At 45.2% G+C, this 26,532-nt stretch carries 27 protein-coding genes; 20 read left to right on the forward strand and 7 right to left on the reverse strand.

Annotated features, from left to right (window positions below):
• Positions 1–7: 7 nt before the first annotated feature.
• Positions 8–2,101, reverse strand: coding sequence for a hypothetical protein (locus ACUALS_RS17570; RefSeq protein ID WP_454450002.1), 2,094 nt, complete (start codon positions 2,099–2,101; stop codon positions 8–10).
• A gap of 309 nt (positions 2,102–2,410) precedes the next feature.
• Here ACUALS_RS17570 and ACUALS_RS17575 point away from each other — a divergent pair, with 309 nt between their 5' ends.
• Entirely contained in the window at positions 2,411–3,376 is a 966-nt protein-coding gene (locus tag ACUALS_RS17575) for a questin oxidase family protein (protein WP_454450003.1), read from the forward strand.
• Between the two features lie 131 nt (positions 3,377–3,507).
• Here ACUALS_RS17575 and ACUALS_RS17580 read toward each other — a convergent pair whose 3' ends face one another.
• Positions 3,508–4,065 carry a PhnA domain-containing protein gene (locus ACUALS_RS17580; protein WP_454450004.1) on the reverse strand — a complete coding sequence of 186 codons (558 nt, stop codon included), beginning with the start codon at positions 4,063–4,065 and terminating at the stop codon, positions 3,508–3,510.
• A 263-nt stretch (positions 4,066–4,328) separates the two neighbouring features.
• Here ACUALS_RS17580 and ACUALS_RS17585 point away from each other — a divergent pair, with 263 nt between their 5' ends.
• Positions 4,329–5,408 carry a site-2 protease family protein gene (locus tag ACUALS_RS17585; protein WP_454450005.1) on the forward strand — a complete coding sequence of 360 codons (1,080 nt, stop codon included), beginning with the start codon at positions 4,329–4,331 and terminating at the stop codon, positions 5,406–5,408.
• A gap of 26 nt (positions 5,409–5,434) precedes the next feature.
• Here the strand turns inward: ACUALS_RS17585 and ACUALS_RS17590 are convergent, their stop codons facing one another.
• Positions 5,435–6,226, reverse strand: a complete 792-nt coding sequence (locus ACUALS_RS17590; protein WP_331403115.1) for a M48 family metallopeptidase — start codon at positions 6,224–6,226, stop codon at positions 5,435–5,437.
• A gap of 82 nt (positions 6,227–6,308) precedes the next feature.
• Between ACUALS_RS17590 and ACUALS_RS17595 the strand changes: the two genes are divergently transcribed.
• The 4 genes from ACUALS_RS17595 to ACUALS_RS17610 all read left to right on the forward strand — a co-directional run bounded on the left by ACUALS_RS17595 (position 6,309) and on the right by ACUALS_RS17610 (position 9,032).
• The gene (locus tag ACUALS_RS17595) at positions 6,309–6,773 is read left to right on the forward strand and encodes a hotdog fold thioesterase (RefSeq protein ID WP_038190482.1); all 465 of its coding nucleotides are present in this window, start codon (positions 6,309–6,311) and stop codon (positions 6,771–6,773) included.
• The gene (locus ACUALS_RS17600; protein ID WP_331400015.1) at positions 6,763–6,996 is read left to right on the forward strand and encodes a DUF3389 domain-containing protein; all 234 of its coding nucleotides are present in this window, start codon (positions 6,763–6,765) and stop codon (positions 6,994–6,996) included. Before ACUALS_RS17595 ends, ACUALS_RS17600 begins: the two co-directional genes overlap by 11 nt.
• Positions 6,997–7,072: 76 nt before the next feature.
• The gene (locus ACUALS_RS17605) at positions 7,073–8,794 is read left to right on the forward strand and encodes an SgrR family transcriptional regulator (protein WP_038217509.1); all 1,722 of its coding nucleotides are present in this window, start codon (positions 7,073–7,075) and stop codon (positions 8,792–8,794) included.
• Positions 8,781–9,032, forward strand: coding sequence for a hypothetical protein (locus ACUALS_RS17610; protein WP_043887103.1), 252 nt, complete (start codon positions 8,781–8,783; stop codon positions 9,030–9,032). Before ACUALS_RS17605 ends, ACUALS_RS17610 begins: the two co-directional genes overlap by 14 nt.
• Positions 9,033–9,452: 420 nt before the next feature.
• On the opposite strand, the gene ACUALS_RS17615 is transcribed toward ACUALS_RS17610, so the two are convergent.
• Positions 9,453–11,636 (reverse strand): TonB-dependent hemoglobin/transferrin/lactoferrin family receptor, encoded by a 2,184-nt coding sequence (locus ACUALS_RS17615; RefSeq protein WP_454450006.1) that lies wholly within the window; start codon positions 11,634–11,636, stop codon positions 9,453–9,455.
• A 259-nt stretch (positions 11,637–11,895) separates the two neighbouring features.
• Here ACUALS_RS17615 and ACUALS_RS17620 point away from each other — a divergent pair, with 259 nt between their 5' ends.
• Positions 11,896–12,792 carry a LysR family transcriptional regulator gene (locus tag ACUALS_RS17620; RefSeq protein ID WP_454450007.1) on the forward strand — a complete coding sequence of 299 codons (897 nt, stop codon included), beginning with the start codon at positions 11,896–11,898 and terminating at the stop codon, positions 12,790–12,792.
• A gap of 32 nt (positions 12,793–12,824) precedes the next feature.
• On the opposite strand, the gene ACUALS_RS17625 is transcribed toward ACUALS_RS17620, so the two are convergent.
• Positions 12,825–15,506: a bifunctional acetate--CoA ligase family protein/GNAT family N-acetyltransferase gene (locus tag ACUALS_RS17625; RefSeq protein WP_454450008.1), complete on the reverse strand. Its 2,682-nt coding sequence runs from the start codon at positions 15,504–15,506 to the stop codon at positions 12,825–12,827.
• A 217-nt stretch (positions 15,507–15,723) separates the two neighbouring features.
• On the opposite strand from ACUALS_RS17625, the gene ACUALS_RS17630 reads away from it, so the two are divergent.
• Positions 15,724–16,281, forward strand: a complete 558-nt coding sequence (locus ACUALS_RS17630) for an SPOR domain-containing protein (protein WP_005473290.1) — start codon at positions 15,724–15,726, stop codon at positions 16,279–16,281.
• A gap of 161 nt (positions 16,282–16,442) precedes the next feature.
• Complete coding sequence (locus tag ACUALS_RS17635; RefSeq protein ID WP_039480561.1) at positions 16,443–17,435, forward strand: D-alanine--D-alanine ligase; 993 nt, start codon at positions 16,443–16,445, stop codon at positions 17,433–17,435.
• Here the strand turns inward: ACUALS_RS17635 and ACUALS_RS17640 are convergent.
• Positions 17,432–18,391 (reverse strand): tyrosine-type recombinase/integrase, encoded by a 960-nt coding sequence (locus ACUALS_RS17640; protein ID WP_454450009.1) that lies wholly within the window; start codon positions 18,389–18,391, stop codon positions 17,432–17,434. The genes ACUALS_RS17635 and ACUALS_RS17640 overlap by 4 nt on opposite strands.
• Before the next feature lie 98 nt (positions 18,392–18,489).
• On the opposite strand from ACUALS_RS17640, the gene ACUALS_RS17645 reads away from it, so the two are divergent.
• Entirely contained in the window at positions 18,490–18,870 is a 381-nt protein-coding gene (locus ACUALS_RS17645; protein WP_038136881.1) for a DUF3319 domain-containing protein, read from the forward strand.
• Positions 18,871–18,876: 6 nt separating this feature from the next.
• Positions 18,877–19,188 carry a stress response translation initiation inhibitor YciH gene (gene yciH, locus ACUALS_RS17650; protein WP_005473195.1) on the forward strand — a complete coding sequence of 104 codons (312 nt, stop codon included), beginning with the start codon at positions 18,877–18,879 and terminating at the stop codon, positions 19,186–19,188.
• A 137-nt stretch (positions 19,189–19,325) separates the two neighbouring features.
• Here the strand turns inward: yciH and ACUALS_RS17655 are convergent, their stop codons facing one another.
• A complete protein-coding gene (locus ACUALS_RS17655) occupies positions 19,326–19,694 on the reverse strand; it encodes a DUF3693 domain-containing protein (protein ID WP_454450010.1) in 369 nt (122 codons plus the stop codon).
• A 209-nt stretch (positions 19,695–19,903) separates the two neighbouring features.
• Between ACUALS_RS17655 and ACUALS_RS17660 the strand changes: the two genes are divergently transcribed.
• The 9 genes from ACUALS_RS17660 to ACUALS_RS17700 all read left to right on the forward strand — a co-directional run bounded on the left by ACUALS_RS17660 (position 19,904) and on the right by ACUALS_RS17700 (position 26,202).
• Positions 19,904–20,464, forward strand: coding sequence for a 3'-5' exonuclease (locus ACUALS_RS17660; protein WP_454448022.1), 561 nt, complete (start codon positions 19,904–19,906; stop codon positions 20,462–20,464).
• Between the two features lie 10 nt (positions 20,465–20,474).
• Positions 20,475–20,699, forward strand: coding sequence for a hypothetical protein (locus ACUALS_RS17665; protein WP_454448021.1), 225 nt, complete (start codon positions 20,475–20,477; stop codon positions 20,697–20,699).
• Positions 20,689–21,951, forward strand: a complete 1,263-nt coding sequence (locus tag ACUALS_RS17670; RefSeq protein ID WP_454448020.1) for a replication initiation factor domain-containing protein — start codon at positions 20,689–20,691, stop codon at positions 21,949–21,951. The genes ACUALS_RS17665 and ACUALS_RS17670 overlap by 11 nt, the downstream gene beginning before the upstream one ends.
• Entirely contained in the window at positions 21,942–22,244 is a 303-nt protein-coding gene (locus tag ACUALS_RS17675) for a hypothetical protein (protein ID WP_005473268.1), read from the forward strand. The genes ACUALS_RS17670 and ACUALS_RS17675 overlap by 10 nt, the downstream gene beginning before the upstream one ends.
• A 13-nt stretch (positions 22,245–22,257) precedes the next feature.
• On the forward strand, positions 22,258–22,500 hold the full coding sequence (locus ACUALS_RS17680; protein ID WP_043887106.1) for a hypothetical protein: 243 nt from the start codon (positions 22,258–22,260) through the stop codon (positions 22,498–22,500).
• 35 nt (positions 22,501–22,535) lie between these two features.
• On the forward strand, positions 22,536–22,742 hold the full coding sequence (locus ACUALS_RS17685) for a hypothetical protein (protein WP_005473248.1): 207 nt from the start codon (positions 22,536–22,538) through the stop codon (positions 22,740–22,742).
• A 130-nt stretch (positions 22,743–22,872) separates the two neighbouring features.
• Entirely contained in the window at positions 22,873–24,480 is a 1,608-nt protein-coding gene (locus ACUALS_RS17690) for a hypothetical protein (protein WP_454448019.1), read from the forward strand.
• Entirely contained in the window at positions 24,480–24,821 is a 342-nt protein-coding gene (locus ACUALS_RS17695) for a DUF2523 domain-containing protein (protein WP_454448018.1), read from the forward strand. Before ACUALS_RS17690 ends, ACUALS_RS17695 begins: the two co-directional genes overlap by 1 nt.
• Before the next feature lies 1 nt (position 24,822).
• Positions 24,823–26,202, forward strand: a complete 1,380-nt coding sequence (locus ACUALS_RS17700) for a zonular occludens toxin domain-containing protein (protein ID WP_454449208.1) — start codon at positions 24,823–24,825, stop codon at positions 26,200–26,202.
• Positions 26,203–26,532: the final 330 nt, after the last annotated feature.

Here is a 26,532-nt window from a genome sequence, read left to right on the forward strand (position 1 = left end):
TGGTTTGTTAATTTGCTTGCCAGCGCTCGACCATATATTCGGCTAAATCTTTGGAACGAAGCAGCAAGTTTTCACGAGCGATTGTCAGCGTTGAGGTCATTTCTATTACGAGTGCGTCATCGGCACTTGCCATTACACCGAACTGAATCATGTCTTCGCCGCGTAATGATTCGATTGAGCGTTTGTCTTCTGGAAGCTCAATATAGACGGATGTAAACGATCGGTAATCATCAACAAAGGGTCTAATGTGCCAACTTGCTGTGAATGGTTCGGCATTGGGCGCTGTGATTTCTACTTCGGTAGCATTTCTGAAGTTGAGGCTCACCATGGTCGGCTTAGGACCCGAGTTGGCGTCACTGTTAATGTCTCTAACCCAGTACCACTGTTTGCCGGCGAACCAACCCCGTTCGAGCGTGATATTTCGGTTTGGTGTGTCACGTAGCCAGATGCTTGGGTAATTGTCTTGGTTTAACCCGATAAAGAACTGGTTACTGCGCCTAAAATTAAAGTCGTAGGTACCTTTGTGAGATAGGCGCATATCGTTAAACAATGTGCTGTAATTGAAGTCACACACCCATTTCGATGAGTAGTCTGCTTCGCAAAGGACATTATCGTCCCTAAATTGATAAGCCGTAATTACATCATCAGACTCTAATGAATTTGTCATCGGGAAGTAGGCGAATTCGCTACCTTTGACGGTGTCAGCCAGTGTGTAATGACCTTGAAGAAAACGGTCGTTTCGAGTCCGCCAGAAGTCAAAAAGGGTATGAGCTAGATTGGCATCGTTGAGCACCAGCGCGTAACGTCCATTGAGTGACAGGTCACGAGCGAGCCAATGCTGCGCTGCATCTTCCATGATGCCCAATCGGATAGTTGGAGCTTTAGAGCCTTCAGGGGGATCGATACGTATCACATCGGGCACGTCAGGAGCTGACTCAATCGTCCAAGTCGCCATAACATCGGGTGTCGCATCAGCAAAGTCGACGCTGACTTGATTTCCTTCTTTAGCAAAACTTAACGTGACGAGCGCTAGGTCGCCTTGGTCGGCGCTGTTGATAGAAGGGCGCAATAACGTAAGAGTTTGCGATCGCAATAGATCGTCTGAGATCACTAAATCGTATCCTGAAGAGAGATCTTTATGCGTCCACACTTGGTAAGTTTTGCTTGAGGACTCATAGCTAACAGAGAGGTGGTGAGATAAGTAAATGAACTGATAAGTGCGCGCTGAACTTGAATCGGTTGCATCTAACACCAGTCGGTTATTTTCTGTGGTATAGGCTCTTTGGGCGGCACCTACGAAGCTGCCTGCCACATGAGTACCGTCGAAGTTTGCTCTTGTCGACTCACCATCTTTGCTCAGTGGTGTGACTTGAAACTCACCGTTGTTTTCTAAGTAGTCAGACAGGTTGGCCACCATTTGATTATCACTAGAAACGCTGCCATCAGGAGCTTGGTGCAGTAATCGTTTGTTTAGATCATGGATGTCGAGTTGATTGGCGAGCTCATCTGCTTTGTCTTTGTAAGCCATTAAGGTCGCTTGCAGATCCGCTGGTGTGGCATCACTTAGGGCTGGCGGAAAATCACGGGTGATTGATCGAGCAATGAGATGTGATATCGCTGCGTCAATACTTGTTGAACGGTTAGCTACAAAATTACCTGTTAACACGTCTGCAGGTAAGTTGAGTTCCGCGGCGATTTGCTCCAACGACTTACCAGAAAGGTGAGCTATGGAGGTGAAGGGGTTAATAGTATTGATTTTTGCTGGAGCAATCATTTGGTATGACTTGCTTGCTAGGGCTATTTGGTCTGAATCTTTGGTTTCTCCAGCAATGATATTGGCGATGAGGGGATAATTCGCGTCAGCGGCCGCGACTTCGATTCGACCCATTGAATCCGTTGTGCCCTCGATAAACTCGTTGGGAGCGCATCGATTGTCGAGATTTCGATCGACACATACGGTCGCATTTTCCAAATATCCGTCGACAACTTGTACGGTTCTCGATGTCGGAGGCGCTTGGGGCGTATCCGAACCTGAACTGCCGCCACCACAAGCCATCAATTGCGCGGCCGATAGACAGACCAACGTTGTTTTCTTAATCATGCATTTTCCCTAGCTCTAATTTTATAAATCATTCATTAACGATTGAATAACATACAGAATTTATTTGTTGCACGATAGTGATGTGTATCATGGTTTAACGTAGAATAATTCTCATTTACGTGACAAGGATGGGAATTTGCGAAAAGCGCGTTGGCTTGAAGCGTGCAAAATAGAGCTAAAAGTCAAATTTGGCATATGAAACAATTATTGTGATTCCAATCGCGAAATTAAACCTATTGTGATGACCTCAACTTAAGGTGAGGTTTTAGCCTAAATTCCACTTTACAACTCAGTATAAGGGAATAAGCGATGTTGGCTAAAATCTTAACCAGAGCGCAACGCTACACAGTTGAAACTAACCAAAATGGCAACACAAACCATTTACCTATGGCGCTGGTGGCATTGAATGAAATGGGAGCGAATCATGATCAGCTAGAGGCATATTACGCGAAATACGCCCATTTACTGGTCGCGAGAGAGAGTGTAACGACAACTACACACTTTGAATGGGAAGCTCACTTAGGGGATAAGAGCGCCTTTGAACACTATCTCAATTATTTTCTTCGCCAAGTGGAACGTGAAGGTATTGAGGCCACCTTACGCACATATCTTGATAGACTGATGCCAGGTTGCGGAGCATCAGCGTTTCACGCGGTGATCCGCTTGAGCTACGGCGTTCAAGTCCAAAATAATACTGAGGTTGCGTTTGGGTTGGCAGATCTGGCAAGCAGTTACTTGCCTGTTAGCGAGCCGCTGGCATGTACACAAAATCTGAGAGAGGTGTTCGAGAGCGCATTGTCTACGTATGAGGGCGTAAATGTTCAAGGAGGGTTGATTTCAGCCCGTATGTTGTCCGTGGTAGAGAACCCACGCTTTGAAAGTGTCAATTACGCGCCACGATCACTGGATATTGCGCAAATCAGTGAGCTTGTCGCAGAACTTTATCTAAAGAGTCGCGACTTTACTGTGTTGCATGCAGTGACAAGCTGCCATGCAATGCGCTATCTCAGTGATTATTTTGTCCAACCAGAGCGCTCTCTGCGTTATTACTGGGCTGCATTGATTGCAGCGGTACTTTCTGTAGAGGATTTACGCTTAGGCTCTCTACCTACGATAAAGCTAAAACCGTTATCTGACATGAGTTTTAATGCTGTATTAAACAGCGATGATAGCCACGTTATTAAGCTTGCTTGGAGCTGTTTGGATGAGTCTAGACATTATCAATCTGAACATCATTTGAAGATTCTAACCATGTTGATGGAGGAGTATTGCTGATGAACAAACTGCCGCAAAAGGTGTTAATGCGCTAAGTCAGTCACTTCAAAGTGAGTTTTAGCCAAAAAATGGAACGATAAAGAAAAAGCGCTCAGATGAGCGCTTTATCAATGTGCTTTGGGGCAGATGTGTTATTTCTTGCGGCAGTACTCTGCAATAACATACATAGACTGGCCACCATTTGCTTTACCCGATACCAGTTTTGGATCGTCACCGATGCTGATGCCGCGAATAACAGTACCTTGTTTGATGACTTGGTTTGTACCTTTCACTGGAAGATCTTTGATTACCGTTACGTCGTCACCTTTTTTCAGTTCAACGCCGTTGCAATCCAACGGTTTGTCGTCCGCCGACATGCCTTGCATCGCCCAGTTCATTTGTTCTTCTTCCATGTACATCATGTCGAGTGCATCTTGCGCCCAGCTTTCAGTATTAAGACGAGTCAATTGACGCCACGCCGTAACTTGAACAGCAGGGACTTGGCTCCACATACTGTCATTTAGACAACGCCAGTGGTTGATGTCTTTTGGATCATCAATCTCACCTAGACACTTGTCACACACCATGATGCCGTAATCTACTGTCACGTGGCTGTGTGGCGGTACCGCGTATGCCGTTAGTGGCGTGTCAGCAGCACAAAGTTCACATTTAGATTGGCAGCGTTCTAGCATAGTAGCTTCAGAAGACATAGTAGACTCACATTGTTTGGGTGTTGATAAGGGCGGCTATTATGCACGTTATCCGCAGAAAATAAAGGGGCATCCGGTAAAGCAAAGGTTTTAATTATGGAAACTGACAGAACTCTTACGTTTGTAATGCGAAATGAAACATGTGGAATTATTTCAATAACCTATATAGAGTGACAATGTCACAAATTGAGTCATTTCTTTACCTTGTTAGTCGTTCTAGGCATAATCCGCTTTGTTGTTATAGCAATTTAATAGGTTAGGCGTTGGAACTACTTTCTATCGATTTTCTTGGAAAGCCGCTACGGCTGGAAGGCTCAATGGCAGGCTGGCAGCAGCTGTTTTGGGATAATCAGGTTGTGTCACAGTTAAATGCAGATTCAGAACGAGATGAGAGCATTCACCAGTTCACCTTGTTAAGCGGGGAACAAGAGTTTACGTGCAAATTGGAAGTGGATTTGCAGTGGCAGCCTTTTGTTTTGTCATATAAGGCGACAATGAACGACCAGATGGTTGCCGAAGGTCAAAGAGATACCAAAGATATCGAGCGACAGGTTCCATTTAATCCACCCAAACCCGAACGACGATTCAGTCTTATAGGCTTGATCTCATTGGCCATGAAAGCACTGAAAAGTGCTAAGCTCATCAAAGTTGTCCTCGCGTCGGCAAGTCTTGCCGCTTATTCATGGTTGTTCTCGTTTCAATTTGCTCTCGCATTCATCGCATGTTTGGTGTTTCACGAGTATGGCCATGTGCGGGCGATGAAGTATTTCGGAATGAAAACCAAAGGTATCTATCTTGTTCCTTTTTTAGGAGGATTAGCGCTTAGCGACGAGAAGATCAATACTCGTTGGCAAGATGTGGTCATTTCAATTATGGGGCCGATGTTTGGCTTTATTCTTTCGTTAATATTGATGGTTGCTTACTGGATCACAGGGGAGATGTTCTTTGCGGGGTTAGCGGTGTTTAACGCCTTTTTGAACCTATTCAATTTACTGCCGATCTTGCCGTTAGATGGCGGTCATGTACTCAAAAGCATCAGTTTCTCGATGAACAGCTTGGCGGGTATTGTGCTGTGTACATTAGCCGCTCTCGGTGGTGTCGTGCTCAGCTACAGCTTGGGACTGACGCTTTTCGGCTTCTTGCTGATTATGGGGACACTTGAAATCGTCTTGGAGTGGCGTGGTCGACATCACAGTCATCTGTTACCGCTTGACCGCTACGGCCAGTTAGTTTCCGCAATTTGGTATTTGGCGCTGGTGGCCGGGCTGATTGGAATCATTTGGTATTTCGCCGGCACGGGCGATCAGTTACTGCAATTGCCATTGTTGATACTTGGCACTTAATGGAAAGGGAGCATGGCGCTCCCTTATTATTTCTCACAGTTTGGCCGAGTAGTATTCGTTGTTGGCAAACGTGCGATTGTCGACTTTAAATCTTGAATTCGTGTTTTGTGTGATGGGTGAGTAGAAAGTAGTTCAGGCGGTTGATTGCCCCCAGACGCGGCTGCCATGTTCTGCCACAAATTGACGCTCTGGTTAGGATCAAAACCCGCATTCGCCATCAACTCTAAACCCACAATGTCAGCTTCTGACTCTTGGCTTCTGCCATACGGGAGCAACACGCCATATTGCACGCCTAACCCAAGTGCTGCCATAGTAACGTTTCGGTACTGGGCGTAATCTGAGGATCCTAAGGCGACATTGGTGATCTGCAATCCGGCGCTCGCCAATTGTGATTGAGATAAGCGTTCATTACTGTGATCAGCCAAAACGTGGGCAATCTCATGTCCGATCACAGTCGCCAGTTGATCTTGGTTTTTGGCAACATTTAATAGCCCTGTATAGACACCAATTTTACCCCCCGGCAGCGCGAACGCGTTGACTTGGTCGCTATCAAATACCACGACCTCCCAATCATCAAAACTGGCTTGCTTAGGGACATGTTGAGTGACGCTTCTAGCAACACATTGCACGTAAGCATTCACGCGAGCATCTTTGCTAATCGGTTGTTGCTGCTTCATTTGTTCAAAGGACTGTGCGCCAAGTGAGCTCATGTCGGAATCGGAGAAGAGCAGCACTTGGTTTCTTCCCGTTGGAGATGCAGTACATGCCGTTAAGGTAACAGCGATGAGAATAGATGAAAGCTTATTGAGAGTGGGCATGGGGTTCTCCGCTTAGCGACTGTATTCAGCAAATAATAACATTAGGTTACAATCGCATGCACAGAAATAAATGGAAATAAGCATGAGCACTATCTGGAAACGCAAAATCGACCTAGAACGTTTAAACGCGACGTCAAAAAATACCTTGATAGATCACTTAAATATTATTTATAGCGCAGTGGGTGATGATTACATTGAAGCGACTATGCCAGTTTGTCATTTTACCCACCAGCCTTTGGGGATGCTCCACGGCGGTGCGTCAGTGGTGTTGGCTGAAACGCTTGGCTCAGTAGCCGCCAACTTCTGCGTTGAGGAAGACGCCTACTGCGTTGGGCTTGATATCAACGCAAACCACGTACGGTCGATGCGCACTGGTCAGGTGATTGGTCGTGCGACACCCATTCATCTTGGGGTTTCGACTCAAGTATGGCAAATCAATATCACTGATGAGAGAGAGCGCTTAGTGTGTACCAGTCGATTGACCATCGCCGTCAAGAAAAAGAAAAATGACAAGCAAACCATTAAGGCGAATCAGAATGGTCATTGATTTTAAAAGCGGAAAAGTGATTGTCACACCGCACGAGCTTGTGGTGAAACTGGTGGGTGAGCACATGGTCACACTTCAGGCGCAAACCGATGCCCTGCAACTGATTGGTCGCGGTGCAAATGTCATCGCCGCGAATGGCAGTGAAACGAAATGGTCGATAAAACTGGATGATGAGCAGCAGCTTAAAGCGATCGCGAATGAAATCGGCATTGAGATTCAATAGCGCTGCATAAACGCTTGATTCTTTCCACTAAATAGGGAAACTTAGTGACAAAGAAAAACAAGTGAGTTTCCCCTTTATGAGTAGTCCTCGACTTCGCGTCCAGTTTGAAACCCTATTTGAACACTACAATGGCCAAGATTGTGGTGTTCAGCTCGATGAAATCACCGATGTCCTGTTCTGTACCCGCCGCAATGCACGTATTGTATTGAATAAAATGGAAGAGCAGGGCTGGATCGAGTGGCATCCAGCTCCTGGGCGAGGAAAGCTCTCTCAGCTTATTTTTAAGCGCAGTCGTGCAGATGTTAGCGAAAACCTAGCCAGACGCTATCTTGAAGAGGGCAAGATCGGCCAAGCGCTCCAAGTATTAGACCAAGATACCGCCAAATTGGCTCAAGTTGTCGAAAGCTATCTGGGTGTTCAACATCAAGAAGGTCAGCAAGTTGTTCGCTTACCCTATTACCGTCAACTGTCGATGCTTAACCCTCGCAAGCCGATTCGCCGTTCTGAGCAACATATCATCAGGCAGGTGTTTAGTGGCTTAACTCGACTTGATGAAAACGATCAGCTTCAACCAGACTTAGCGCACACCTGGGAAATGCTGAGCGAAACGCACTGGCGCTTTTACCTGCGACCAAGTGTTCGTTTCCACAATGGTGATCTACTCACCACGGAGGCGGTGCTTGAATCTCTCTGTTCGTTACAAGACAAGCAGCTTTTTTCCCATTTACGCCAAATTGATTCGCCAAGCCGCTACGTTATAGACATACATACAAGCCGAGCTGATTATCATCTGCCACTGTTACTTTCTGAAGCCTGCGCAAAAATTCTGTTACAGGGTAGCGAGCAAAGTGACGATTATGACGTTTTCCCAATCGGGACTGGCCCCTACAAGATTACGCAAAACGATGAAAAGCGTTTAGTACTGCAAGCCTTTGATGGCTATTTTGGCTTTCGACCGCTACTCGATAGTATTGAAGTTTGGGTTATCGATGATGTTCACTCGTCGATGGTATTTCCCAGTCTTAGTGGCCCCATTAAGCCCGAAACCGGTACGTTCTCTGAAGAGGTCGAACTCGATCCCGGTTGTACCTACTTACTTCTTAATCGAAAAACAGGCTTGGCGAAATCGAGTGAGTGGGCGAACTACTTTAGCCAAAGGCTAGGGGCGTTAAACCTTTATCAACAGTTGCCTCAGGAGAAAATCGTCGAGCTGGGTGTGCTTCCTGCTCACGGTTTAAAGCCTGGTTGGTATCACCATACACGACAAGGTAATTACACCTCTCCTCCGTCTTACCACACAGTAAAAATTGCTTACCATGGTGAACATCCCATGTTCCCCACGCTAGTTAAATGTATAGAGACGATACTCAAGCAAGATAACTTGGATGTTGAGTTGGTCAAATACAGTGTTTTTGCACCAGATATTGATGATATTGATATTTGGGTGAAGCCAATGGGTATCGCAAACAATCGAGATGATGCGCTGGCGGGTTGGCTGCTGAATTATAGCGATATTTCTCTTTTTAGCCGCAGTGATGATTTTGAGTATTGGACTAAAGTCGTAGAAGAGTGGCAAGCCAAAGAAAATGCTGCTTTCCCAGCCAGAGAGCTAGGAAAATCCTTAGTCGAAAAAATGCAGATTATCCCAATGTTTCACTGTTGGTTAGGCGTGAGCAAAGATCAATGTGGCTCATTGCAAAATGCAAAATGTAACGCCTTGGGTTGGTTTGACTTTAGCCAAGTTTGGATAAAACCTGAATCACTGAGCGAGGACGAGACGGGTAATGGCGAAACCTAATAAAAAACAACCGTCTAAAACAGTCTGTATCTATTGCTCCAAATGCAAAACTCAGCTGTTTAAATATCGCAAAGGGGGCAAGGGCGCTCTGGTAAAGTGTTTCAAAGAGCGCATTGTGGAAGACTTCACCCAGCAGCCATGTATTTGCCCTTCATGTGGTATCGAATTTGCGCGCGATACACTCGTCCGAGGAACGCCTGCATTTAAGATGATTGGCGGTAAAGTCACTATGAAATAGCAGAATAAAAGAATTAAATATTTAACAACTTATCAACCATAAAGGGTGGTGATTAGTGTTGAAAACGAGTCATTGGGCGTCGTTTTAGAGGTGAGTCGATAAAAAGCGTAAAAATCTCGTTAAAGTGTATCATTGTTTTTCAAACCTGTTAGAATATCCGCAGTTTCGATTCGGTTTTTCCAACAATTTAACAGGGGTCCACAATGGAGCTAGCTCTAATCATCACTTTCATCGTCGCATCAGCTGTAATGGTCAAGAAAGAGATGACAAGCTCAAAATAAGCCTTCATTCGTTACATTTTTTATTTCCTTTTTACGAATGAATAGTAAAAGCTCTCAGTTTTGAGGGCTTTTTTGTTTTTGACGCTAAGAGACGAAAAAAGCCAGCATAAGCTGGCTTTTTCTATGGGTTTCATGCAGTTTAGAATTGATAATCTACGCTGATGCCCCAGTTTCTACCTGGTTGTGAGCGTCTTTGAATGTTATCACTCTCTTCTTGAGCAGTAAGATCGCTGTACTCGTAGTATTTGATATCAAACGTGTTAAATAGACCTGCTCTCAATGTTAGATCGCTGATTGGTGAATAGTACGCTGTAACATCAAATACGCTGTAGCCCGGAGCATCGATATTGTCTTCACTTGACCACTCTGTCTTACGCGCAACCATTTTTAGCGTCGCTAAACCACCAAAATTGTACGTTTCATTGTCGTAACCTAAACCAACGACAGACGTTAGTGGGGCAACGGAATCTAACGACTCACCCGTGCGCTTATCCTCGCCTTCTGCATAGGCAATGTTGAACAATGAGTACATGCCTGTCGGCGCATCAAACATCTTATCGAGTAAGATTTCATTGCTAAACTCGACGCCTTTGATTTCAACTTTATCCAAGTTGGTCAGCGTAAAATGCTCATAGCCAGGACGCTTTTCTGGTAGGTCTTCGTGCGCAATAAAGTCTTTGTATTTGTTGAAGAATCCAACAAGCTCAAACTTTGCCAAGTCGTTTTGACCACGCAACCCTAGCTCGTAGGAGGTACTTTTTTCAGCTTCCAACGATGAGTTTGGCGTAAAGTCTGCGCCGCTTGAATACTCATAGTAAAGTTGCTTGACAGTAGGTGCTTTGAAGCCTTGGCTCATTTGTGCGAAGGTGCTGAGTTTATCGTTGAAATGGAACACGGCGCCCAGTTTACCCGTTAGGGCGTTGTTGCTGTTTTCTTCGTGTTCAGTATCAAAACCTTCATCGGTTGACGGGTCTGCTTTGTAGGCGTCATAACGCAGGCCAAGGTTTGCAACTAGACGGTCTTCCAGAAGGAAAATGTTATCTTGAGCAAAGACACCCCATTGCGTCATTTTTGCATCAGGAATCGTTGTTGAGCCCGGTTTAGATGTGCCATTTCCGTGGAACACATCGCGGTTATCCAAACTGAAGTGGGTATTGACGACGTTCATGCCATAAGTCAATTCATGCTCTGAAGAGCTTAAGTTTAGGATTTTGCCAAATTGTGCATCGAACTGTATGGTTTTATCAAGGGCATTGCGAACTCGAGTTCGTCCGCCGTTATAGCCAATAAAGCCCATATGGTCGATAACATCTGCATAGTTTTCGTTGATCGTTTCTGTAGTCTGGTAGTTGAGCTCAAGACGAAGGGAATCGAAAACAGGGGTCACTTTGGTTAGCTCGTAGTTCACTCCATAGCGTGTACGAAGCGACTCATCATTAGTTTCCGCGTTATCGTAGGTAATGATAGGAGCAGGACCTGCACCCATGTTTCTTGTCATGGTGTAGTTTTCGCTCTTTGAATCCTCATGGTAGTTTTGTTCATTTCGCTCAAAGACAAAACCAACCTTGTGTTCATCGTTGATGGTGTAAAAAACTTTACCCAAAACATTGTTCATGTCTTTGTCGGCTGGGTTTGCAATTCCACGCATTCCGCCTTCGATGTCTTCGCCATCACCATAGGTTTGGGTTTCATTTCCTTGCGCATAGGTGCCGATTAGGATCGCCTCGACGTCATCCTTGCGCAGTGCGTAGGTCAGTGTGTTCTTGAATTGGCTGTCTTTTGAAGAGTAGCTCGACTTGATGCCAAAGCGCGATTCGTTCTCGTCTGTGATCAGAAAATCATCAGGGTTCTTTGTATTGACTACAACAACACCGCCTAACGCGTTTGACCCGTATAGGGTAGACGATGCACCCTTATTGATCTCAATAGACTGAAGTGTATCGACTTCAATCGCGTTAGGGTAGATGGCTTGAGTGGCGCCACCACCTGGGTTAAATGGGGTGACTTGCTGTACGCCATCAACGACAACTTTAATGCGATCGCCGCCCATACCACGGATGGTAAACCCAGAAATACCAAAGCGTCCTTCCGTTGTCACGGTGACACCCGGTGTTTTATCGAGTGCTTGTTTTAAGTCTGTCGATAGAGACTTATTAATATCTTCAGCAGACACGGTTTCAATTGAACTCGATACGTCTGTTTTGTTTTGTTCAGTCTTAGTCGCAGAAACTACAACTTCATCGAATACTGAATATTCTTCAGCGTGCACAGATGCTGTGAGAGCGACAATAATTGACGCAGACAGTAAAGATCGCTTATACATTTCGTTATTACCTTTAAATCCTTGATTTACGGTTGGCGTTGAACGGCGTGAATTTTATTGGATCTAAATGATAATTACTATCGTTCTCATTGTTGTTGGTTGGGTCGTAATTTGTACAAGTTTACTTGCCTCAAAGACAATTGTATTAAATTACAATAAGATAGGTAAGGATAGCTAAGTTTAACTAGAAATATTAATCTATCATTAATGTGATTCTCATCACATTTAAACAAGTATTTTAATGAAGGAATTATAAATTGTGCAAAGTCCAATCACGTTAGAAGCGCTTCATATTCTTGATGCTATCGACAGGCGAGGTAGCTTCGCAGCCGCGGCCAATGAGCTTGATAGAGCGCCTTCCTCGTTGAGCTATCAAATTCAGAAGTTAGAACAAGATCTAGATATCATGATCTTCGACCGATCTGGGCACAAAGCGAATTTTACCGAAGCGGGCCAACTTATTTTAGAATCAGGTAGAACTATACTGGCCGCAACACAAAAGTTGGTGAATGATGCAAGTGTTTTAGCTAATGGCTGGGAGCTTGATATTACTTTGGCGTTTGACGGTATTATCCCGATCGAGAACTTTTTCTCGATGGTTGATTCACTTAGTCAAGTAAGCTCAACGCGAGTAAAGCTACAAGAAGAGATCTTGGCTGGATGCTGGGAATCGCTCGCTGATGGTCGTGCGGATTTATTGATTTGTCCGAAGCTCGAAACGCTACCACATGACGTTAAGGCCGAGGTGATTGGGGCGATGGAAATGATCTGGGTCGCGGCCCCTGATCACTACGTGCATAAACGAGCTGGCGCATTTGATGATAGAGCACGGGAAAAATACCGTGTGATTGCCATTGCAGACACCGCACGCGAACAGCCGCCTATCAGTATCAACGTGATTCAAAAACAGCCTCGTTTAACAGTCACCAATTTTGCTGCCAAAGTCTCCGCTCTGCAAAACGGTCTAGGAATAGGGACGTTGCCAAAACAGAGAGCACTGGCGTTAATTGAACAAGGTAAGCTAAAACAAATAGAAGGGACAGACGCTCAGCCTATTGAAATTATTCTCGCTTGGAAGCGCAATAAGATCGGTGAGGCTAAATCTTGGTGTATTCAGTATCTGAAGAAGACGTTTAAATCCAACGCGGTTATCTAGTGAAAAGGGAGTTAAATACTCCCTTTTCGATGTCAGTTGAGAGGAAGCACCATATCGGCGGTTCCATCTTCAAACTGAATGTCGAGCTTAAAGCCCATTTTCTGCGCGAGCATCAACATGCCTCGGTTGGTTGGCATTGTCATCCCCGAAATTTGCTTTGTACCTTTGTGTCGGCAGTAATCGATGATCTTTTGCATCAATATTTTCCCTAGTCCGACACCTTTCAAATCTGAGCGAATCAATATCGCGAATTCTGCGTCTGTGTTATCTGGGTTGATCAAAGCACGAGAGACGCCGATGATTTGCAACTCAGTATCAGTTTGTCGCACTGCAACAAAAGCCATTTCGCGGTCGTAATCGATTTGAGTAAAGTTGGCTAACGCTTCGTGATTGAATTCTCCAACGTCGGTAAAAAAGCGTTTGTATAAATCTTCTTTCGAAACTCTACTGATGAAGGTGGCATGATCAGGCTCATCTTCAGGAAGAATAGGGCGAAGAAGTACTTCTTCTCCTGTTTTTAACGGGACAATTTCCTCATACTCAACTGGATAAGGTCTAATGGCCAAGCGTTGCTGAGCATCGCCGTCATATTGCTTCAGGATCAAGTCTGCATCGAGAATGGTAAATGTACTGCCATTTGCAAGTACTGGATGAATATCCAGTTCATGAACCTGAGGGCAGTCGACCACCATCTGCGATATGCGAACCAAGAGTTCAGACAGACCTTGTATGTTCATCGGTTCAGGTAATTTTTGCGGGCGGATCTTACCATTTTTGATTGCTCTAACGATCAGATAGCGTGCGAGCGTCATGTTGAGCGGCGGCAATGCTGAGGCTGCATCGATGGACTCATCCCATTCTGAGCCGCCTTGTCCGATCAATATGACAGGTCCAAAAGTATCGTCGGTTTTGACCTTAATTCTTATTTCTTCGCCGCCTGCGAGCTTAGCCATCCCCTGAACTAAGAGGCCATGAATATGAGCAGACGGGTAGGAGAGCTTTGCTCGATCGAGTATTGCTTCAGCCGCAGTGCCGACTTCAACACTGTTTCGTAAATTGAGCATTACGCCTTGTATGTCGGACTTGTGCGCGATATCTGGAGAGCGAAGTTTTACCGCAACTGGGTAACCAATCTGTTCGGCAACATGCACCGCTTCACTCGTGTCCGATGCGATCCAAGTAGGCAATACATTAAAGTTAAAATGCTTCAAAAATGGGCCAATTTGATGGGTATCAAGGGATACTGTTTTTTTATCCAGTAATTTCTCATCGATCCATTTTTTCGCTTCATTGAGTTCTGAAATGTGCACTGGCTCCGCCGTTGTTGGCGTTTCCATTAGTTGCTTTTGGTTTCGCCTGTACTCGACGAGGTGCATAAATGCAACGACTGCACTCTCAGGAGTCCGATAGGTCGGAAAACCGGCTTGAGTAAAAATATGTCGCGCGGGTTTGGCCGTTAATTCGCCTGACCAGTTGGTCAAAATGTTGAAACGTTTATGGCGAGGGTGTTTTTTTACTGCATCAACAATCGCTCGTGCTGTCTGCTCTGAGTGCGCAACCGCCGAAGGACTGTGCATAATCAAGATGGCGTCAGCGCAGTCGGCATCCATCACAGCGTTCAGAGTTTGGATGTAGCGGTTGTGGTCGGCATCTCCCACCATGTCGACGGGATTGCTATGGCTCCAACTCGGTGGCAAAAAAGCACTCAGGGACTCTATCGTTTGCGAAGAGAGCTCGGCGAGTTTACCACCGCGCTCGAGTAACGTGTCTACCGCCATGATCGCCGGTCCACCACCATTGGTGATAATCGCAAGCCGCTCACCCCTTAACGGAACGGAATGGGTGAGAGTCTCAACCGCAGCAAAGAGTTCATGAGAGTTGTTAACGCGTAGCATCCCGGTTCTGCGAATGGCGGAGTCGTAAATGATATCGAGCGTATCGCCACCGCCAGTGTGGGCTTTTGCCGCTTTTCGCCCCGCGGCTGTACGACCACCTTTTAGGACCAAGATTCTTTTGTTGCGCGACGCTGCTCGGGCAGCAGACATAAACCGTCTTGCATCTTTAATTGTGTCGATATACAGCAAGATCGCTTCGGTTTGCGAGTCCCGGCTTAAATAATCAAGCAAATCGGCAAAGTCGACATCTAATGCATTGCCCAAAGAGACAAACGCCGAAAAGCCAATGTCTTTATCATTCGCCCAATCCAAAATAGTGGTGCACATAGCCGCAGATTGCGAAATGAAGGCAATCTTTCCTTTTTGTGCTGTAACGGGTGAAAAGGAAGCGTTGAAGTTTATCCATGGAAGCACAAGTCCAAGGCTGTTTGGCCCGAGCATTCGCATATTTGCTGCTTTGGCAATCTCTAAACATGTACTTTGGATACTGCTACCTTCTTCGTCTGCTAAATGCATATCGGCCGACAGGACAATCACACTTTTGACTTGCTTTGCCGCAAGCTGACGAAAAATAGCGATATTTCGAGAAGCGTTGGTGCAGACGATAGCGACATCTGGCACGACAGGCAACTCATCAATAGAGCGATAAGCTAACACGCCACAGACAGAAGAGTAGCGAGGAGTAACTGGCATTATTGCCCCTTCGAATCCACCTTGGAGAAGGTTTTTCAAAATGATGTTTCCTGCTCGCATTGGTTTGCTGGACGCACCAATTACGGCGACAGATTTAGGCTTGAGTAGGTGAGTTAACTGGCTCATAGAAGGGCTCCAACCAAGACGATAGACAAATCGTAACCAAGCTGAAGAGGTTTTGCGCTACTGATTTGACGTTGTTTTAATCAGATCACTGTGGCTCTGGTTGAGATTGTGCCTTGCGTCACAGAGTATTGTTATATAATTAAAATGTTGGGTTGATTCTAAGTCACTCTAACGGCATGATTTACAGTAATTTCTATTTAAGGCATTTGAAAATTCCATGAAAAAAATTGCGATTGTTGGTTTATCCGTACTACTGAGTGCATGTGTCTCGAGCGATTACGTTACAGATGTGAGTTCAGAAAGTTACCGTGAAGACTACAAAACAGCGAAGGTTGAAAAGCCCGTTGTGTCTCAGCAGGAAATGACCGAAGGGGTGACTGAGAAGAACGTAGAACCAAACGTGGTGAAAATGGCACCAGTTGTAGAACAGCCTAAATCAAAGCCAGCGGTAGCAATTACTCCTCCAAGTGCCAAACAGAAAGCAATGAACTCACGTTATGGTTTCACCATTCAGGTTGTTGCCGTTGGATCGCAAACCAAAGTTGATCAATTTGCGCGTAAACTTCCACGCGGTGAGCAGCCAATTTGGGAAAACTACAAAATGGTCAATGGCACCAAGTGGTATACCGTTTTATACGGCGATTACGCAACGCGTATGGACGCTAAAGAAGCCATAGCGAGCTTGCCTGAGGAGTTTCAAAATCTTAAACCGTTCGTGAAAAGTATCGATGCGATCAAGAATTCTGAATACCCAACATTGAACAAGTTAAACTAATCAAATAATCGAAAGGGGCGTCTAGCCCCTTTTTGATGCCTAATTTTTGGTCACTCATTTGCCTGACACGTTATGGGGGCGTTTATTCCCGTGTAACTTAAGTCGATTTTCATTATCATAGAGAGACCAATACCTCTGTTGTATCACGGAAAGATCTATTAATGACTCATACGACAATTCTTCTTTTATGTGGCGGCGGCTCTTCGGAGCACGAAGTCTCAATTCTATCGGCTAACTTCATTCAATCTCAACTGCAGAAAACCCCAGAGTTCAATGTAGTTCGTGTGGAAATGAAACCAGATGGCTGGTACACAGATGGTGGTGCATTGGCATACCTCGATACAAACGCCGGTACGCTCAACACTGATGAAAGTACAATCAAATTGGATTTTGTTGTGCCTTGTATTCACGGTTATCCGGGCGAAACTGGAGACATACAATCAATGCTTGAGCTTTCTGGTATTCCATACTTAGGATGTGGACCGGAAGCGAGTACAAACAGTTTTAACAAGATCACCTCGAAGCTTTGGTACGATGCCTTGGGTATTCCGAATACCCCGTATTTGTTCCTTTCAAAGAACGATGATATTGCTTACGCGCAAACCAAAGAAGCCTTGGCGAAATGGGGAACCATCTTTGTTAAAGCAGCAAGACAAGGATCATCAGTTGGTTGCTACAAAGTTAATGATGAAAGTCAGTTAAAGCAGTCACTTAACGACGCATTTGGTTATTCAGATCAAGTCTTGGTAGAAAAAGCCGTTAAGCCACGCGAGTTAGAAGTCGCGGCCTATGAGTATCAAGGTCAGCTTTACGTGTCAAAGCCAGGCGAGATCAAAGCACCAGAAGACGCGTTTTATAGCTATGAAGAAAAGTACAGCGCATCAAGTCATTCAACCACCGATGTTGAAGCTGAAAATCTCACCGAACAACAGCTAGAAACGATCCGAGTGAACTCGCTGAAAGTTTTCACCCAGATGCGACTTCGTCATCTTTCACGTATTGATTTTTTCTTGACTCCAGAAGGGGAGATCTACCTCAACGAAGTAAACACGTTCCCAGGTATGACTCCAATTTCTATGTTCCCTAAAATGCTAGAGCACAATGGACATAGCTTTAGTGAGTTCTTGGCCGATTGCGTTAAAAGCTCGCTTTAAGAGATTGGCTTAAACGTTTTAAACACCATTCTTTCAGCGTCCGCGAGAGACCTATTGCCGAGGTAATGATAGGGCATCGCGGCGCTCATCCATCGGCCAACGCGCTGAATATCTTTTACTTTCATTCCTTCTTTAGCCAACTGTTTGGCGGCGCCAACACGTAGTGATTGACCTGAGAACTGCACACTCAATCCCAGTAACTCACTTGCTCCCCGAACGATACGATAGATAGATGAGTCATTAAGCTTGTCTGCGCCAATGTTGCCGTGTTTATCGATAGAAGAGAAAAGCCATCGGGAAGATGAGCTACGAATAGAAAGCCATTTTCTTAGCAGTTCACTGCCTAACTCGTCCAGCGGGTAGCGGTTCTCTTTGATAACGACGGATAGATTCCCGGCGCTCGTTTCTACAACTTGATCAACAGTCATATCCCGTAACTCACCGCGTTTTGCCAAACAGTGGAACATAACAAAATACAACGCTAAATTGCGGATGTCTCTTGGGTGATCTGAATGTGATAAGCGTTCTGATAATTCGTGTAGATGCTGCTCTTCAAAAGCCTGAGTCGGTTTGGCGTCTCCGTGCTTGTCCAGCCGAAGCTTTGATACTGCCACTTTTACTGCGGTCGTTGTTGAAGGATCTGGTAGACGAAGAATCCGATGTAATAAACCAATTGTGATAACGTAACGTTTTATGGTCGCATATTTTCGCTGCTTAGACTCACGCTCTATAAATAAGCGTAATGCTGTAGCAGATGCCGGTAAAGGAGAGACATGCTTCAATTGACAGAACTGAACAAACAGATTCCAATCTTTCGTCATGGCAAGAAGAGAATTACGCGCGTACTTACGGTCGGTTAGGTAATCAACTAGCTCGATATCAACAGGGTTTATAAATTGGTCAATCAATTGTTTTTTTTCGGTTTCACAATCGATAAGGCGTATATTTTTTTTCAAGATAGAGCACTATAACCAAGAAGAATGAGATAAATATACTTGATAATGAAAGATATACAATTATTATTAAACTAACTAATTACAACAAAATGATGATTATGGCTGCTGCAACATATCGAGGGTTTACCCTGAAAACGGCTGGAAGCTCGACAGAGATCTGGCAAGTTCAGATTAAAAAACACGTGCTGTCTGGAAGTATGGCAGCGGTAAAAAAAAGCATTGATTGGTTTTGTGATACCGCAACGATAATTGATCCAAAAGAGTTTAGCTCCCTCGCTTCGAGTAAAGGGCAATCCGAAGGGAAAGCGACTCAAGAGAATTTCAACGGATACACCCTCAAGAACGATACAGGTGAAGTGAATGGTTGGTATTGCTTCTTCAATGGACGCCTGATTAAAGGTGGCAAACTTGCTATTCAGAAGCATATAGAGGCATACTTGCTGGCTAAGCAAAAAGCGGAACAACAACAGAAGAAGTAATTGTTTATGACACTTGTATATTCGACAGACGTAGGTCGTATAAAGCCTGAAGAAGAAAAAGTACAACGACCAAAAGGTGATGGCATTGTCCGCATTCAACGTCAAACCAAAGGACGCAAAGGAAAAGGTGTTTGTATCATCACCGGGTTAGACCTTGACGATGCGCCTTTAAAGCTAATGGCAGCAGAGCTTAAGAAAGTATGTGGCTGTGGCGGTTCTGTCAAAGATGGCACAATCGAAATTCAAGGCGATGCTCGAGATAAGATCAAGGCTCATCTCGAGAAAAAAGGCTTAACGGTAAAACTAGCCGGAGGCTAACTAATAGAAGTTTGTTAATCTCTGATTATCAAACTGATTATTAGGTATTTTATGGTAAATCCGATTATGTTGAATTGGATACTATAAGCGAAGATATTGTAGGGCACCACGGTGCTCTATTAATTAATAAATTACATTTAACATAAGATGGATAATGCGCACTGCGCCATAGCTTCGTTAGGGCTGCCAATCCACATGGCTAAGCCGACACAAACCATTGATATTACATGTAAACCTAGCCCGTTATACTTTTTTGCAATGTTGTTCCAAAGCGTTTGCGCCTCGTAGCTCTTTGCTTTATCGGCTGCTAAGTACACTAAAACAGTTTCTTTATCTGCACCGACTTCCTCAGCTAAAAAAAGCGCTTCGTTTTCAGTTAGATACCGAACCCCTTGTCTTATGTTTGACAACTTTTGGGTGCTTATCCCTAGGTCGTGCGCAATCTGCTTATCTTGTACATATCTTTTTTGCTCTTTGTAAGCATCTAGCAGTTGGTTTATATACATTTTTGAACCTCGCTATACAGTCCTCATTCCCACAGTTTAGCTCAATAACATGCAAATTCGGGTATTTACACTATGCAAAAATGGGTTTTAACTATATGCAGATTCGCATACTGAATCGAATTGGCTCAGCGGCTCTGGGTCGTTTGTCCTTGAAACTTATGTTCTGGGGCTGCTGAGTCGCTCTCACTCAACTGTTCAAGGTGGTTGTTATGGAAAGAATTAATTTAGAAAACGCTCTCATTCTAGATACTGAAACAACGGGTCTCGATTCCAATGCTGAGATTGTTGAAATCTCTCTTATCGACGCTGTATCTGGTGATGTTGTTTTTACCTCTCTTGTTAATCCTTGCGACCCAATTCCAGAGCAAGCGCAATCCATTCACGGAATTTCAAATGAAGATGTTTGTAAATCAACCAACTTTAAGGTGGTTTGGGAGCAAATTGAGCCTCTGCTTACTGGTAAATCCTTAGTTATTTACAACTCTGACTATGATATTCGGTTGATTTGTCAGTCATTGTTGCGCTTTTGCTCATCGCTATATGTTCTTGAAGTTCAAGATATGCTTGTCCAAAAGTCTCACTGCGTAATGCTTTGGTACGCTGATTTTTATGCTGAGATAAACCCGTATTACAGCAACTATAAATGGCAATCTTTGGTTAATGCTTGTTGCCAGCAAGGTATTGATACCTCAGACCTAACCGCTCACCGCGCATTGGCAGATTGTGAAATGACTCGCCGTCTAGTTACTGCTGTTAACTCAAAGCTATAGAGGTCTGTTCATGGCTTTCGCATCTAAATCCAATCGCAAAAATCCCGTTTACTTCGAGCATCATGCTGACGGTTATTGGTGTTCGATAGATGGGATGCCTGAGTATTTCAAAACCAAGCACGAAATGTACTTGTATGCGTGTGAAGAAGACCGCGAGCTGATTGAAATCACTCACGAAAATGAATCTGAGTTACGCCGTAACGGTGCGTTTGACAGGGTGTTCGATGATGAATAAGACGATTATCGATTATGTGAGTTTCTCCGGCTCCCCGCTTCTACTAGAGCGCTGCAAGGAAATGGCAAAACAGCGCTTTGCCTTTGAGCAGCTTGGCGAGTTCGAGTCTCAAAACATGGTGGCGATTGCGATGCGTGAAAACACCAAGATTGCGCACTTTGCTGAGAACTTGGCGCAGATGCTTGGTTGTATCGAGTCCGAAGACTTTGCCAACAAAGACTTATACATGGCGGCATTGGAGAAAGAGCTGATTGATGCTGACGTCACTATTGATACCGATGTGTCTTTTAATGAGTGTTACCAACGTCTTATTGGGAATATCGGGATTGATATGCTTGATACCCTTTGTCATGGCGAAATCGAGTCGTTTCTGGAAGTCCTAACGGATGAAATCAGCTACGAAAAGAACGAATGGACACTTGAGCGTCGAGGTGGTTTTTCAGGATACAAGTATTCTGCAAAGTTACTTTGCAATGGCACTCAAGCGGGTCTGGTTGCTTGGGGCGCGGCAAACTTCGGTTACTACGTGTCGTTTTCCGGTAAGGGCTGCGAGGCCATCAACATGGAAACTCTCAACAAAGCATTGAAACAAATGGTCGGTGCAAAGCTGACTCGCGTGGACATTGCCCTTGATGACTTCGAAGGTAACGTAACGATTGAAGACATTAAGCAAAAGTATGTTGATGGTCAGTTCATCACTCGCGGTACGCCTCCCAAAGCCGGAGAGTTTATCGGCTATCAAGGTATGAGTCCGGCTGACCGTAAGAAATGCGGATTAATTCCCGATGCTGGTCATACGTTTTACGTGGGTGCGCGTGAGAACGGAAAGATCTTCCGCGCTTACGACAAAGCGTCTCAAATGAAGTGCGAGAAATACCCCAATTGGAATCGCTTCGAGGTGCAAATCGGAAACCGTTTCCGCGTCATTCCTTTTGATGTGTTGGTCAACCCTGACCAATATTTTGCGGGCGCATACCCTGCCCTTGCCTCTCTGATTGAGGACGTTGAACCTCTGGCGATTTCAACGGTTCGTGTGTTGTTCAACACCACGTTGGAGAACGCCATCAAACATGCTCGCGTCCAGTACGGCAAGCTCATCAACTTGATGCGCCAAGTGTACGACAAAGACCAAAAGATTCTCGATGTCCTGACCAAAGAGCTGGACATCACGGACATTCCCGACCGCATTAACTATCCAGTCGGTCGGGGCTTACATCTAGAAAAAACTGGAGATTATCAATTATGCCATTAACCGTCATCGTCATTGGTTGTGAACACTCGCAAGGCTTATCGAAAAAAGACGACACGCCTTATAACTTTGCTCAAGTGAACTACTTAGCGGTCAACGAGGGTTGGAAATCCGCTAAGGGTCAATGTGAAGCAAAAGGACTCACACAAAAGCAAATCGCCATGAGCCCCAATCCATCTCTGGTCGCTGAGTTTGGCAAATTGAATGAGAAGTTTCCGCTGATGTGCGAGCTCTCTTTGGATGCAGACCCTCAGAACCCTGCTCGAAATATCGTCGTCGATATTAAACCGCTGTAGTTGAGGTCAACGCATGGCTGTCTGTCTCAATCAAGTTGCCGCTGACATTTACGTCCTGCAAGACGGAAACACCAATTGCAGTATGTATGCGCTGAGCGTGAATGAGTTTCAGACACTCACATTGACTGCATCCACTACGGATTATGAGCTGAACATTGACACGGAACTGTACTCTCTCGTCTCTGGTTGGCTCCTGTTTTCCTTCGTTTCTGGTCATGTGCTAGGGCGAATACTCAAAAGCCTAGGTAAGTTCTAGGCACACACTTAAACACACTATAAAAGGTGAACATTATGAAAAACGTCAAGACTAAAATCATTGCTCTATCTACGGTTCTAGTGTCAGGTGCTTCATTCGCAGAAGACTCGGCAGTGACTACCGCGATTAATGGGGCTATCAGCTCTGGTCAATCGAACTACGGTCTAGTGGTGGTGGGTCTTATTGGTCTAGGTGCTTTGGGCTTCGGTCTACGTGCCATCATGGGCGCAATGCGCGGCTAGTATGGGCGAGCTAGTGTCTCATGTCGTGACCATCCTCTTGGGGGTGGTCATGGCTTCATCCTTTATATACGGCGTATATACGGGAATCAACGCCTCTTAGTGGGCGTTTTTTTGTTTAAGGGCTTAGGCAATGAAATCCGCTATTAACACACTGTTAGTTATCCTTTCGTTGATGCTGTTGAGTTTGTTGGTTGCTCAACCGTCCTTTGCTTCTGAGTGCGTCAAAGGGACGCGACTTGATGTTTCAAAGTCTTGGAAACTCAGCCTTTACGGAACTATGCCTACTGCGTGTTTAGCTCAATGTCGATTCAAGCCAGAAGTCATTGTGGAAGCCCCTGCCAATGACTCCGCCTCGGCTTCTTACTTTATGTCTTTGGGTGAAGCCTGCGCACAAGATGGGTTCGTGCCAGGTGGCTACATTCCACCGCCGATAGTCAGTGACGATTTAAACGGTAATGGTATCCATGATGATATTGATGACTTTGACGGTGATGGTATTCCCAACTCCGTCGATGATGATCCATTTCAAAAGGTTCAGTATTTAACGGATGACAACCAAAACGGTATCCCAGATGAACTCGAAGCCTATCTTGATAAGCTCAATCCGCAGCTCGACATCACGCAAGTCAACTGTACAACGGCGGGTTGTCCTGAGCACATGCAAACTCTGACCCAGCAAATGGCCGAAATCGCGTCTAACAATGGGGATTTGGTTCGTCTGGTTCGAGAGTTCGTGAGCAATACCGTGATGACGGATGACATCAAACAAATGAGCAACACACTGTCTCAAGCTATCCGCCAACAGACCGATAGAATTGATGACTCAAGTCGGGTTCAAAATGAGCAATACAACCGTCTGCGCTCACAGATTTCTAACCTCGATGTAGGCAGCTCAGACCCGAGTTTTACCGACAGTGACCGACAAATGCTGTCTGATATTAAAAGCGTCTCGGATGAGTATGCGAACAATCACCTCCTCTACCACATTTCACTGAACAATTTAGGGGTTCAGGTCGGTAACGTTAGGAACGATATTTACAATATCTCCCACAGCATCGGCAATGAGGCGTATAACCAAGTCACATCCGCTATCAACAACTCTCTCGATTCAGGTCTGCAACTCAACGCCACCCAATCGAGACAACTTAGAAACGCAGCAGCAGCCAAGGCGAACGGCAACAAGATTAAAGCGGCCACCGATAAGATTACGGCTGTTGATGGAAAGGTAGACGAATTAAAGCGTTTAATCACTGAGATGGATACGGGCTCCGGTGATGGAGAGAATCCAAATATTGACCTTTCTGGTGTAACAGGTGAAATCAAAGCCTTAGGTAACACGCTCCAAACTTCGATTGATGGATTGGCTGAGGGTATCGGCAATATTGAATCGCTCCTTGGTGGACAAAATCAGTTCCAAACCCCAACCAAGTCTAATCAATTTGACTCCGGTTTTCTCTTTCAAGACAACAAGAAAACCAAGATTGAAACGGAAATCGTCGAGCTAGAAAAGCAGCTAAAAACCGAAATGGATTCCTTTAAAACTCTGTTCAGCTTCGACACGGATTCGTTTCAAGATGGGGAGTACAAAGAGCATACCTTAGACCTCGAACTGGATGGTCAAACCCGCAGCTTTCAAACGGGCGTCCTGTCAGCGCTGTTGGATAACGCGAACATCATCAAGGCCGTTGTCTTGTTTATCTTTGTGCTTATAGGTATACGCATGTTGGGGAAAGAGTAATGGAAACACTGTACAGCTTTATCGATTGGATCTCTTTACAAGCCAATACGGTCGTGGGCTTCTTCGAATCCATACCGGTGATGATGACTGACCTCTTCAGTTACATTCAGCTATTTGTCATCAAGATGAAAATCTACTTTCAAATTCAGTTTATCCAACTGTCTTACAACACGGCACAACTGCTACTCGAAGAAATTGGATTCAATGACCTGCTTGCAGCGACATTTAACGCCATGCCAAGCGAGCTACGTTTTTATGCGTTTAAATTTGGACTACCTCAAGGGCTCTCTATCTTGGCTAACTTCTTTACCACTGCTTTTGTAATGAGGATGACGCGCTGATATGGCTATCACAATCAGAACCGGAGCTAACGGCTCATACAAATCGGCATACACCGCATACTTTCGTATCTATCAGGCGCTCAAGGCGGGTCGCGTGGTCGTGACCAATATGGAAGGTATGCAGCCATTGGAAGAAATCGAAAAGCTGATGGACATTCAGTTTCCAACGACCGCGAAGCTCTTTCGCATTACTTCGCGAGATAAGGCGGGTGTCCATCTTTGGACGCACTTTTTCTGTTGGTGCCCGCTTGGTGCATTGATTGTTATCGATGAGTGTCAGGACATCTATTCAAAGAACATCGGCTTTGATATGAGAAAGGTGACGTACAAGCCTATCGAGGATTTCATCACTCAAGACACTGGCAAAGATGGCCTATTGCCTACGGATTATCTCGACTTCTTTTACTCTCGATATGTCCCTGCGGATATGTCTGCGCTTAAGGCTTCGGAAACCGACGATAGAGGCATTGCCGAATACGACGAACAAGGCAGGATTATCTACCCTCACACCTTTAACGAAGGATTCATGCGCCACCGGAAATACAACTGGGATATTGAGCTGCTGTCTCCGGACTGGAAGCAAATTGATTCGGGGATTAAAGCGTGTGGTGAGCAGAACTTTTATCACAAAGGCCGTGACCAATTTTTCTGGGCGGTACGCAAACCGTTTATCTGGAAACACGACAAGTCAGTATCAACGCCTGTGATACCCAAAACCAAGGACGTGAACCTGACGACACAGAAAATCCCCCTTGATGCGTTCTTGCTCTACAAATCAACCAGTACCGGAGTGGCTAAGCGAGCCGGAGCAATGAATACCCTCTTTCGCAACCCAAAGGTCATCGGGGTTTTTCTTCTCTTTATTCTTTGCATGGGATGGGCAATCAATGAAATATCCAACCGCATTACTGATACTCCTGAGACGGCTCCGCAAGCGGGAACGTCGCAATTGGACAGTGCCTCACCTAACCAAGCTGACAAGCTGGTTAAAACGGGGGCTCAAGGTTCTGGCTTATTACGTGATGGTGGGACTAGCGGTCAAGTTGATAACAATGGCCGGATTCCGAGTGTTTATATAGGCGATGTGTTGCCTCTTGAGGGCATACAAAAAGCCTTTGTAACGGGGGTTAATCATGCGGTTAAGATACGAGCTAATCAACGCCACTTTGAACACTATATATCAGTGGAAGCGGTAGCAACGGATGGAGTCTATAGCCTCAACCAAGAGTTCTTTAAGGCATACGACATCACTTACCAAGTGATAAACGAATGTCTCTTGAAGCTAACGCGCGGCAATGTATCCAAAACCATCACCTGTAAGCCCTTAGAGACTCTAGTCAAAGAGCGAGAAATACAAAGTGCCAACGTCTCACTATTTTAGTCCTCACTTATAGCCATAGGGTGCAACGCGCAGTCGCGAAGACTGAGCAGCGAGCATTAAGCCCTATGGCGTTTCTCTTTCTAAATATCAAAGCCCCGCAGGGATAAGCAATGCACGAAGTGCAAGCGAGGCACCAAGCCACACGATGATCTAAAAAGGATCACCTATCTCGATTGGCGCGGTTAGCTGCTGTTATCTCCAAGACCTATCGCCACCCCTCGCCCTGCCAAGCCTCCCTTGCAGAGATTTAAAGCGTCAATGGGGCTCTTGCCACTGCAACACACTGAACTGAACGCGCATTGATGAAAAGTACCAAGATTGCTAATATAT

The sequence above is a fragment of the Vibrio sp. NH-7 genome, assembly GCF_053643215.1.